This is a genomic window from Burkholderia sp. Ac-20344 (assembly GCF_017104975.1).
Taxonomy (GTDB): domain Bacteria; phylum Pseudomonadota; class Gammaproteobacteria; order Burkholderiales; family Burkholderiaceae; genus Burkholderia.
On record NZ_JAAGPP010000220.1, the window covers coordinates 1 to 10,993 of the forward strand.

Consider the following 10,993-nt stretch of genomic DNA (forward strand, 5'->3'; position numbering starts at 1 on the left):
CAGCGCCGCGCCGGTCGGGTCGGCCTGCGCGAGCGCCGGTGCGATCTCGTGCAGCCCGTCGGTCCGCCCGGCGGCAATCTCCTGCGCGAGCCGGCGCAGCGCCGCGTCGCCGATCGCGCCCGCGACACCGGCCTTCAGGCTCGCGACGATCCCCGCGACCAGCACGAAGCCCATCGCCGCGATGTTCAGCGCGAGCGAGATCATCCGCGCGCTCATGTCGATGCCCGACGCCATCCCGGCCCGCGAGCTCGGTACTGCACCCGTCGTCGTGTTGGTCACGGGCGTATTCGTGAGCCCGAGCCCGATGCCGGCGATCACGCAGCCGGGCAGCATCGTGACCCAGCTTGCATGGTCGGCCGCGCTGCCGATCCGCATCAGCGCGAAACCGGCCGCAATCGTGAACAGGCCGCCCGGGATCACGACGCCCGGCCCGTAGCGCAGCGCGAGCCGTTCGCCGAACGGCGGCGCGACCAGCGTCGGCAAGGTGTACGCGAGCAACGCGAGGCCGGCCGTCACGCTGTCGTAGCCGAGCGCGACCTGGAACCAGATCGGCAGGTAGATCATGAACGGCCAGAAGCTGAAGTTCATCCCCATCGAGCCGAAGATCGCGCCGGTGAACGCGCGAATCCGGAACACCGAGAAATCGAACATCGGCCGCGCGCTGGCGCGTTCCGCAATGAAGAAGCCGGCCAGCGCCAGCACGGTCGCGCCGAGCACGCCGAGACCGGCGGCGCTCGTCAGCCCAAGCTCCGCGCCTTGCGTGATGGCGAACGCCAGGCCGAGCACCGCGAGCGACAGCGTGACGATGCCCGCGACGTCGAGCGTGCCGGCATGCGGATCGCGCGACTCCTGCACCGCGCCGCCGATCAGCACGAGCGCGATGGCCGCGAGCGGCGCATGGACGAGGAATACCCACGGCCAGCTTGCCAGCGCGACGATCGCGCCGCCGACGATCGGCCCGAATCCGAGCCCGATGCCGAACACGATCCCCCAGATCCCGAACGCGCGGCCACGCTCGCGGCCCTCGCGGAACTGATGCGACAGCACCGCAATCTGGCAGATCAGCATCGCGCCGCCGCTCGCGCCCTGCAGCAGCCGGCCCGCGACGAGCACCGGCACGTTCGGCGCGAGCCCGCACAGCAGCGACGTCGCGCCGAACAGCACGGTGCCGATCACGTACACGCGCTTGCGGCCGAACCGGTCGGCGAGCGTGCCGGCCGCCATCAGCACGGTCGTGCACGCGATCGTGTACGCATTCATGATCCACTGCATGCCGTTGAAATCGCCATGCAGCACGTGTTCGAGCGTCGGCAGGATCACCGGCACGCTCGAGATTTCGAGGCCGAACATCAGCGACGTGAGACAGACGGCCGCGAGCGCGACCGCATTCCTGCGGGAGTCGGATAGCGTCATGCGTATTGCGCGGCGGCCCGGCAACGGGCCGCGCGCCTCCAGGTGAGAAGGATTCGCCGCGTGCGGCCGGCGACGCACGCTGGACGGGAATCGGTACTATAGTGAGAATTTTCATCCCCATTGACGCACGCATTTCTCCAGACTGGGGAACCACAGGAATCAATCAACCCACCCTCCCATGACCGACAGACTCGACGGCGTAACGACCTTCGTCCAGGTAGTGGAATCGGGCAGCTTCGCGCTCGCCGCGGAGCGGCTCGACATGACGCGTTCGGCCGTCGGCAAGGCGGTCGCGCGGCTCGAGAAGCGGCTCGGCGCACGGCTGCTGCAACGCACGACGCGCAGCCAGAGCCTGACCGACGACGGCCAGGCGTACTACGACCGCTGCGTGCGCGCGCTGGCGGAACTGGAAGCGGCGGAGGCCGACCTCGACTGCGGCCGCAACGAGCCGCGCGGCAAGCTGCGCCTGAGCGTGCCGCTCGCGTTCGGGCACCACTGCGTGACGCCGATCGTGCTCGATCTCGCGCGCACCTATCCGCATTTGCGGATCGACGTGTCGATCACCGACCGTTTCGTCGATCTCGTCGAGGAAGGCATCGATCTCGCCGTGCGGATCGGCACGCTCGCGGACAGCACGAGCCTCGCGGTGCGGCGGCTCGGCACGCAGTACGGCAGCCTCGGCGCGGCGCCGTCGTATCTCGCCCGCTACGGGACGCCGAAGACGCTCGACGACCTGAAAGACCACCGGACGATCGCGTATTCACGCTCGGGCGTGGTTCAACCGTGGGACTTGCGTGCGCCGGACGGCTCGACGGTACGGATCGACATGCCGCACCAGCTCAGTTTCGACGACGTGCAGGCGATCGCGGCGGCCGGCGCGTCGGGGTTCGGGATCGCCTGGCTGCCGAGCTGGCTGCTCGATCACTACGTGAAGCGCGGCGAGATGACGGTCGTGCTCGACCGCTGCTTCGTCTGCGAAGGCGACATCCACGCGATCTGGCCGAAGACACGCTACCTGCCGCGCAAGACGCGCTGCGTGATCGACGCGTTCGCGCAGGCGATTCCGCCGATGATCGAGCGCCAGGGTGAAACGGGATGAGATGAATGAAACGAAACCGACGCGCCACGCGGGCGCGCCGGGTCATCACGCCGCGCCGAGATCGGCAAGCGGATGCGCGAACAGCTTCCACGGCGACGTCAGGAAATGCCGCACGCGTTCGGCGCGCAGCTCGACGAGCGACGCGGGCGCCCAGCGCGGCTTGCGATCCTTGTCGACGAGATGCGCGCGCACACCTTCGCAGAAATCGCCTTCCTCGATCGCGCGCGCGACGATGCCGAGCTCCATCCGGAACGATTCGGCCAGCGTCATCTGCCGGCCGCGCAGCAGCGCCTCGCGCGTCACGTACAGCATCGTCGGCGAATGGCCGGTGAGCGCATCGAGCGTCGCCTGCAGCCATTGACGGTGCTCGCGCGACAGTTCCTCGCGCGCGAGATCCTGCGTCAGCGTCGCGACGATCCGCTCGACGGTCGAGCGCTTGTCGAAGTGACGCACGATCCACGGCATCTGGCTGTCGAGCGCCGCATGCGGCACGACGTTGCACGGCGGCTCGAACACCTTGCGCAGCAACGGCAGCGCATCGCCGTCCCACTTGACGCTTTCGATGCGCGTCTCGAACGTGTCGAGCCATGCGGACGGCACGCACAGATCCGCGAGCTTCGCGGTCAGCGCGTCGGCCCCCGACAGCATCGCGCCGGTCAGCCCGACGTACAGTTCGAGCTCGACCGGCATGCGCGACAGGAAATGCGTCGCGCCGACGTCGGGCACGAGGCCGATGCGCGTCTCCGGCATCGCGATCTTGCTGCGCTCGGTCGCGACGCGCAGCGCCGCGCCCTGCGCGAGGCCCATGCCACCGCCCATCGTCACGCCGTCCATCAGCGCGACCACCGGCTTCGGGAACGTATGGATCGCGTAGTCGAGCCGGTATTCATCGACGAAGAACGGCAGCCAGGTTTCGCGCTGCGCGACCATCCTGTACAACGCGCGCACGTCGCCGCCCGCGCAGAAGCCCTTCTCGCCCGCGCCGCGCAGCACGACCGCGACGATCTGCTCGTCGTCGCGGCAGCGCTCGAGGAGCGCGGCCAGCTCGCCGATCATTGCGTACGACAGCGCATTGAGCGCGGCCGGCCGGTTCAGCGTGATCAGCGCCACGCGGTTCACCACGCGGAACAGTACCTCGGGCGCATGCTCCGCGAACGCGTCGTGATTCGTGACCGGCGTGCTCATCGTTGCGGCGCTCCATCGGTGTGCCATTGCGGCGCGCGCTTGCCGAGGAACGCGGCCACGCCTTCGCGCGGATCGTTCGTGTCGAACAGGTCGACGAAGCGTTCGCGCTCGACCGCGAGCGCCGCGCTGCGCGGCACGCCGCGGCGCGCGAGGCCGATCAGCTCCTTGCTGTAGGCCACCGCATGCGGGCTTTGCCGCGCGACGTTGCGCGCCAGCGCGAGTGCCGCATCGCGCGCGGCGCCGCTTTCCACCACGTCCTCGACGAGGCCGATCCGCAGCGCGGTCGCCGCGTCGACGCGCGCGCCGGTCAGGATGATCTTCTTCGCCCAGCCTTCGCCGACGAGCCAGGGCAGCGTCTGCGTGCCGAGCCCGCACGGCAGCAGGCCGACCGACGGCTCGGGCAGCGCCATCTGCGCATGCGTCTCGGCGATCCGCAGGTCGCACGCGAGCGCGCATTCGAGGCCGCCGCCCATCGCATAGCCGTTGATCGCCGCGATCGTCACCACGCGCGCATCGTGCAGCGCCTCGAACGCCGCGCCGAAACGCGACGCCATCGCACGCGCGACCGCGCGGTCGCCTTCGGCGAACGCGTTGAGGTCGGCACCCGCGCTGAAGAACTTCGGGCCGTCGCCGGTGATCACCAGCGCGCGCACGCGCGGATTCGCATTCAGTTCGGCGACGGTTGCCTGCAGTTGCTGCAGCCCATCCGCGGTAAAGGCGTTCGCGGGCGGGCGCTTGAGCGTCGCGCACGCGATCGCGCCGTCGTCGACGTAGTCGACGTAGTCGAGTTCGATCATGAGGCGTCCTTCTTCGTTGCCGGTTGATACAGGCGGATCACCGCCGAGAAATCGAGCTGGCCGTCGCCGCGGCTGCTCATCGTCTGGTACAGCTGCTGCGCGAGCGCACCGAGATAGACGGGCTGACGGGCCTGCTTCGCGGCGTCGTTCGCGAGGCCGAGATCCTTCAGCATCAAATCGGTGCCGAAGCCGCCCGAGTAGCCGCGCGACGACGGCGCGGTGTCGATCACGCCCGGATACGGGTTGTAGGTATCCGAACTCCAGCAGCGGCCCGTCGACGTGTTGACGATGCCGGCCAGCACCTTCGGGTCGATGCCGAGCGCGACGCCGAGCGACATCGCCTCCGATACCGCCGCCATCGAGATGCCGAGCACGAGGTTGTTGCAGACCTTCGCGACCTGCCCCATGCCCGTCGCGCCGCAGTGGACGATGTTCTTGCCCATGCCGGCGAGCACGGGCTTCACGCGCTCGAAATCCGCGTCGCTGCCGCCGACCATGAAGGTCAGCGTGCCGGCCGCCGCACCGCCGGTGCCGCCCGACACGGGCGCGTCGACGAACGCGCCGCCGTGCTCGCGCACCAGCGCGCCGAACGCCTGCGCGCTCGCCGGGTCGATCGTGCTCGAATCGATCACGGTCGCCCCCGCGCCGAGGCCGGCGAGCACGCCGTTCTCGCCGGACAGCACCGAGCGCACGTGCGGAGCGGCCGGCAGCATCGTGATGACGAACGTCGCGCCCGATGCCGCATCGCGCGGCGACGCGGCCACCTGTGCACCGGCATCCTGCAGTGCGCGCAATGCATCGGCGCTCAGGTCGAACGCATGCACTTCATGGCCGGCTTTCAGCAGGTTCAGCGCCATCGGCGCACCCATGTGGCCGAGGCCGATAAAACCGATTTTCATGTTCGTGTCCTCCGCCGCTCAATGCAGCCGGATCGTCGTGTTCACAGGGCCGGCCGTCGTGTCGTCGTCGAACCAGCGCGCGGTGACCGTCTTCGTTTGCGTATAGAACTGCACGACCTGCTTGCCGTACGGGCCGAGATCGCCGAGCTTCGAGCCGCGCGAGCCCGTGAAGCTGAAGAACGGCACGGGCACCGGAATCGGGATGTTGATGCCGACCTGGCCGATGTCGATTTCGCTCTGGAACTTGCGTGCGGCTGCACCGCTCTGCGTGAACAGGCCCACGCCGTTGCCGAACGGGTTCGCGTTGACGAGCGCGATCGCGTCGTCGAGCGTGTCGGCTTCCATCACGACCAGCACGGGCCCGAAGATTTCATGGGTATAGACCGTCATCTCGGGCGTCACGCCCGAGAAGATCGTCGGCCCGATGAAGTTGCCTTCCTCGAAGCCGGCGACCTTCACGCCGCGGCCGTCGAGCTCGAGCTTCGCGCCTTCCTTGATGCCCGCGTCGATCAACGACAGGATGCGTGCCTTAGCACCGCGCGACACGACCGGCCCGACGTCCGTGCCCGCTTGCGAGCCCGCATTGACCTTCAGCGCCTTCGCCTTCGCGACGATGTCCGGCAGCCAGTCGCGCGCCTTGCCGACCAGCACCGCGACCGACGTCGCCATGCAGCGCTGGCCGGCCGCACCGAAGCCCGCGCCGACGAGCGCGTTGATCGCCTGCTCGCGGTTCGCGTCGGGCAGCACGACCGCGTGGTTCTTCGCGCCCATCATCGACTGCACGCGCTTGCCGTGCTGGCTGCCAAGGTTGTACACGTGCGTGCCGACCGCCGTCGAACCGACGAACGAGATCGCCTTCACGAGTGGATGCGTGCAGATCGCGTCGACGACTTCCTTGCCGCCGTGCACGACGTTCAGTACCCCTTTCGGTATGCCTGCCTCGATCGCGAGCTCGACGAGCTGCATCGTCGACAGCGGATCCTGTTCCGACGGCTTCAGCACGAACGTGTTGCCGCAGACGATCGCCATCGGGAACATCCACAGCGGAATCATCGCGGGGAAGTTGAACGGCGTGATGCCCGCGCACACGCCGAGCGGCTGGCGCAACGTGTAGGTATCGACGCCGCCCGCGACGTTCTCCGCGAATTCGCCGAGCTGCAGCGAACCGATCGAGCATGCATGCTCGACCACTTCGAGGCCGCGGAAGATGTCGCCTTCGGCATCGGGGATCGTCTTGCCCTGCTCGGCGGTCAGCGTCTTCGCGATGCGCTGCTGGTTCGTGCGCACGAGATCCTGGAACTTCAGCATGATGCGCATGCGCGCGGCGATCGGCGTGTTCTTCCACGTCGCGTAGGCGGCGTGCGCGGCCTGCACGGCCGCGTCGACTTCCGCGACGGTCGCGAACGGCACGCGCGCGAGCACCTGCTGCGTCGCCGGGTTGACGATGTCGCGCCACTCGTTCGTGGCGGACTCGACGAAGGCGCCGTCGATCAGCAGCTTGACCGTCGGCACGTCTTTCGAATTCGCGTTCATCGATTCTGTCTCCTTGCAGAGGGCCGCGAAGCGCGATATCGCCGCGCGGCCGGTTCAATTCGGCTGCGGGCGGCGGCCGCGACATGCGGCGCGCGCGGCCCGCGGTCACGTCACTTCAGTTCGGCGGCGAAATCCTCTTCCCAGTATTCGCCGGGCATCCGTTCACTTGCATCGTCGCCGCGCTCGATCTCGCGGCGGCGCAATTCGACGCGGCGGATCTTCCCCGAGATCGTCTTCGGCAGTTCCGCGAACTGCAGGCGGCGGATCCGCTTGTACGGCGCGAGCTTCTCGCGCGAGAAACGGAAGATCTCCAGCGCCAGCGCGGGGCTTTCCTCGTAGCCCTGCCGCAGCGTGATGAAGGTCTTCGGCACCGACAGCCGCACGGGGTCGGGGCTCGGCACGACGGCCGCCTCGGCGATCGCCGGATGCTCGATCAGCACGCTCTCGAGTTCGAACGGGCTCAATCGGTAGTCGGACGACTTGAACACGTCGTCCGCGCGGCCGATGTACACGTAGTAGCCGTCATCGCGGCGCATCGCGATGTCCGACGTGCGGTAGTGGCCGTCGCGCATCGCGTAGGCCGTCGCGTCGGGATTGTTCGCATAGCCTTTCATCAGCCCCACCGGGCGCGTGACGTCGGCGCCGATCGGCAGCGCGACCTCGCCTTCGGTCACCGGCATGCCGTCCGGGTCGAGCAGCGTGATGCGGTAGCCGGGCAGCGGCCGGCCCATCGAGCCCGCAACGACCGGCTGGCCCGGCGAGTTGCCGATCAGGCAGGTCGTTTCGGTCTGGCCGTAACCGTCGCGGATCGCGATACCCCACGCCTTCTTCACGCGCTCGATGATCTCGGGATTCAGCGGCTCGCCCGCGCCGACGATCTCGCGCAGCTTCACGTCGAACGACGCGAGCGGCTGCTGCACGAGCATGCGCCACACGGTCGGCGGCGCGCACAGCGTCGTCACCCGGTATTTGACGAGCGCATCGAGCACGACCTTCGGCTCGAAGCGGGCGTAGTTGAATGCGAACACGCATGCCTGCGCGTTCCACGGCGCGAAGAAGCAGCTCCACGCGTGCTTTGCCCAGCCCGGCGAGCTGATGTTCCAGTGAATGTCGCCCGGCTGCAGGCCGACCCAGTACATCGTCGACAGATGGCCGACCGGGTAGGTGCGGTGCGTGTGCTCGACGAGCTTCGGCTTTGACGTCGTGCCCGACGTGAAGTACAGCAGCATCGGATCGTTCGCGTGCGTGACGGCGTCCGGCTTGAATTCGGCGCTCGCCGCATAGCCGTCGTTCATCGCGAGCCAGCCCGCGCGCGGCGCGCCGGCGACGATCTTCTGCGCGAGGCCGAGATCCGGCTGTTCGAATTTGGCGGTTTCGTTCTCGTCGACGATCGCGTATTTCGCACCGCCGATCTGCACGCGGTCGCGTACGTCGTCGGGCGACAGTTGCGTGGTGGCAGGCAGCACGATCGCACCGAGCTTCATCGCGGCGAGCATCGCGTCCCACAGCTCGACACGGTTCGGCAGCATCAGCAGGATCCGGTCGCCGCGCACGACGCCGATCGAGCGCAGCCAGTTCGCGATCCGCGACGAACGCTCGGACATCTGCGCGAACGAATACGGGTCGCCGGTGCCCGTCGCCGCGTCGACGATCCACAGCGCGGGCCGGTCGTTGCCGTGCGCCATCGGGTCGAAGTAGTCGAGCGCCCAGTTGAACGCATCGAGCACCGGCCACTCGAACTCGCGATACGCGGTTTCGTAGTCGGTGCGATGGCGCAGCAGAAAGTCGCGTGCGTCCAGGAATGCCTGTACCGTCATCGTGTCGTCTCCTGTCGACCCACGTTAGCGCTTTAGCGCTTACGCGGGTCCCATGCCCTGGCAAGTCTCCATGCCTCGCGGTCAACCGGCGCATGCCCGGTTGCCTCTGTTGCGGCGCACGGTCACGTCGTTGCGTGCCGCGTTTGCCGCGCTGCCCTCGTGCCCTGCGTGATGTCGTTGCCGGGGCAACCGCTGCGGCTCACAGCTGCCGCGCGATCACCATCCGCTGCACTTCGCTGGTGCCTTCGTAAATCTGCGTGATGCGCGCGTCGCGATAGTGACGCTCGACTTCGTAATCGACCAGGTAACCGTAGCCGCCGTGAATCTGGATCGCGTCCGAACACACGCGCTCGGCCATCTCCGACGCGAACAGCTTCGCCTGCGACGCTTCCGACAGGCACGGCAGCCCGGCCGTGCGCAGCTTCGCCGCGTGATGCACGAGCAGGCGCGCGGCGTTGATCTGCACGGCCATGTCGGCGAGCTTCTGCTGGATCGCCTGGTGCTCGGCGATCGGCTTGCCGAACTGCACGCGCTCGCCCGCATAGCGGCGCGCCTTGTCGAATGCGGCGCGCGCGATGCCAAGCGCCTGCGCGGCGATGCCGATGCGGCCGCCCTCGAGATTCGACAGCGCGATCTTCAGCCCTTCGCCGCGATTGCCGAGCAGGTTCTCTTCCGGAATCGCGCAGTTCTCGAACGTGATCGGGCACGTATCCGACGCACGGATGCCCATCTTCTTCTCGGGCTTGCCGACGATGAAGCCCGGCGTGTCGGTCGGCACCAGGAACGCGGAAATGCCGCGCTTGCCGGCTTCCGGGTCGGTCATGGCAAAAACGATCGCGACACCGGCGCGCTGGCCGTTGGTCACGAACTGCTTCGCGCCGTTCAGCACCCATTTGCCGTCGCGCAGCGCCGCCCGCGTGCGCAGGTTGTTCGCCTCGGAGCCGGCATGCGGCTCGGTCAGGCAGAACGCGCCGATCACGCGGCCGGACGCCATGTCGGCCAGCCAGCGATCCTTCTGCGCGGGCGTGCCGAAGCCGAGGATCGGCCCGCAGCCGACCGAGTTGTGCACGCTCATCATCGTCGCGCACGCGGCATCGCCGGCGGCGACCTCTTCCATCGCCAGCGCGTAGGCCACGTAGTCCGTATACGAGCCGCCCAGCTCCTGCGGCACGATCATCCCGAGCAGGCCGAGTTCGCCGAGCTGCGCGACGATCGCGTCGGGCAGGTGCGCATCGTGGTCCCATTGCGCCGCGTTCGGCGCCAGCATCTCGGTGGCAAATGCGCGCGCGGCGTCGCGAATCATCCGCTGGTCTTCGGTGTAAAGCTCGTCCATGGTGCTGCTGTCTCCCGCGGCCGCCAGGCGCGACCGTCCTTGCGTTTCGATGCAACAAGTGTAGGCAAGCAGGCGCGACTGTTCGATGCTCGCGTCGCTCATTTACACTGAGCGTTTTTGCCACACCGGCGGCACCGATGAAGCAGGAAGACAAGGGAACCGTCGCGATCAGCCTCGTCGCCTACAGCGTCGCGCTCGCGACCCGGCGCGACGTCGATGCCGAGCCGCTGCTCGCGCAGGCCGGCATCGCGCCCGCGCTGCTCGGGCAGCCGCGCGCACGGGTGTCCGCGCAGCAATACGGCGCGCTGTGGAACGCGATCGCGCGCGCGCTCGACGACGAGTTTTTCGGGCAGGATCGCCACCCGATGCGCAGCGGCAGCTTCATCGCGATGAGCCAGGCGACGCTGTCCGCGCGCGACGGCCTGCACGCGATGGCGCGCGCGGTGAATTTCATGCACTGCGTGCTCGACGACCTGCATGCGGAACTCGACGCGAACCCGCAGCGCGTGCGGCTGCGCTTCGTGCACCGCAACAACGGCGCGACGCCGGCGATGTTCACGTACGCGACCTATTTCATCATCGTGTACGGACTCACCTGCTGGCTGATCGGGCGGCGCATTCCGCTGCTGCACGCGAGCTTCCGCTGCGACACGCCGCCCGCCGACCACGAATACCCGTCGATGTTCTGTGACGACATGCGTTTCAACCAACCCGATTCGTATGTCGATTTCGATCCCGAATTCGCGACGCTGCCTGTCGTGCAGAACGCGAAGACGCTGAAGACGTTCCTGCGCAACGCGCCGGCCAGCTTCATCGTCAAGTACCGCAACCCGAACGCGCTCGCGCAGCGCGTGCGGGCGGTGCTGCGCGGGATGCCGCCGGCCGCGTGGCCGGGCGCGGGCGGGATGGCCGCGCGG

General features: G+C 68.3%; 9 protein-coding genes. 2 read left to right on the forward strand and 7 right to left on the reverse strand.

Translation table 11 applies throughout. The annotated features are described in order from the left end of the window. Window positions 1–1,413: MFS transporter (locus tag G3N64_RS36140; protein ID WP_205788424.1), on the reverse strand; the 1,413-nt coding region annotated here is incomplete at its 3' end. Between the two features lie 178 nt (window positions 1,414–1,591). On the opposite strand from G3N64_RS36140, the gene G3N64_RS36145 reads away from it, so the two are divergent. After that, entirely contained in the window at window positions 1,592–2,512 is a 921-nt protein-coding gene (locus tag G3N64_RS36145; protein ID WP_205788425.1) for a LysR family transcriptional regulator, read from the forward strand. 45 nt (window positions 2,513–2,557) lie between these two features. Here the strand turns inward: G3N64_RS36145 and G3N64_RS36150 are convergent, their stop codons facing one another. The 6 genes from G3N64_RS36150 to G3N64_RS36175 all read right to left on the reverse strand — a co-directional run bounded on the left by G3N64_RS36150 (window position 2,558) and on the right by G3N64_RS36175 (window position 10,076). Continuing rightward, window positions 2,558–3,697, reverse strand: coding sequence for an enoyl-CoA hydratase/isomerase family protein (locus G3N64_RS36150; RefSeq protein ID WP_205788426.1), 1,140 nt, complete (start codon window positions 3,695–3,697; stop codon window positions 2,558–2,560). After that, window positions 3,694–4,494 carry an enoyl-CoA hydratase gene (locus G3N64_RS36155; protein WP_205788427.1) on the reverse strand — a complete coding sequence of 267 codons (801 nt, stop codon included), beginning with the start codon at window positions 4,492–4,494 and terminating at the stop codon, window positions 3,694–3,696. Before G3N64_RS36155 ends, G3N64_RS36150 begins: the two co-directional genes overlap by 4 nt. Continuing rightward, complete coding sequence (gene mmsB, locus G3N64_RS36160) at window positions 4,491–5,393, reverse strand: 3-hydroxyisobutyrate dehydrogenase (RefSeq protein ID WP_174971915.1); 903 nt, start codon at window positions 5,391–5,393, stop codon at window positions 4,491–4,493. Before mmsB ends, G3N64_RS36155 begins: the two co-directional genes overlap by 4 nt. A gap of 18 nt (window positions 5,394–5,411) precedes the next feature. Next, window positions 5,412–6,926, reverse strand: a complete 1,515-nt coding sequence (locus G3N64_RS36165) for a CoA-acylating methylmalonate-semialdehyde dehydrogenase (RefSeq protein ID WP_205788428.1) — start codon at window positions 6,924–6,926, stop codon at window positions 5,412–5,414. Between the two features lie 110 nt (window positions 6,927–7,036). Then, complete coding sequence (locus G3N64_RS36170; protein WP_205788429.1) at window positions 7,037–8,743, reverse strand: AMP-binding protein; 1,707 nt, start codon at window positions 8,741–8,743, stop codon at window positions 7,037–7,039. A gap of 199 nt (window positions 8,744–8,942) precedes the next feature. After that, the gene (locus tag G3N64_RS36175) at window positions 8,943–10,076 is read right to left on the reverse strand and encodes an acyl-CoA dehydrogenase family protein (protein WP_205788430.1); all 1,134 of its coding nucleotides are present in this window, start codon (window positions 10,074–10,076) and stop codon (window positions 8,943–8,945) included. 137 nt (window positions 10,077–10,213) lie between these two features. On the opposite strand from G3N64_RS36175, the gene G3N64_RS36180 reads away from it, so the two are divergent. Beyond that, window positions 10,214–10,993, forward strand: a 780-nt coding sequence (locus tag G3N64_RS36180) for an AraC family transcriptional regulator (RefSeq protein WP_205788431.1), incomplete at its 3' end; no start/stop codon positions are given.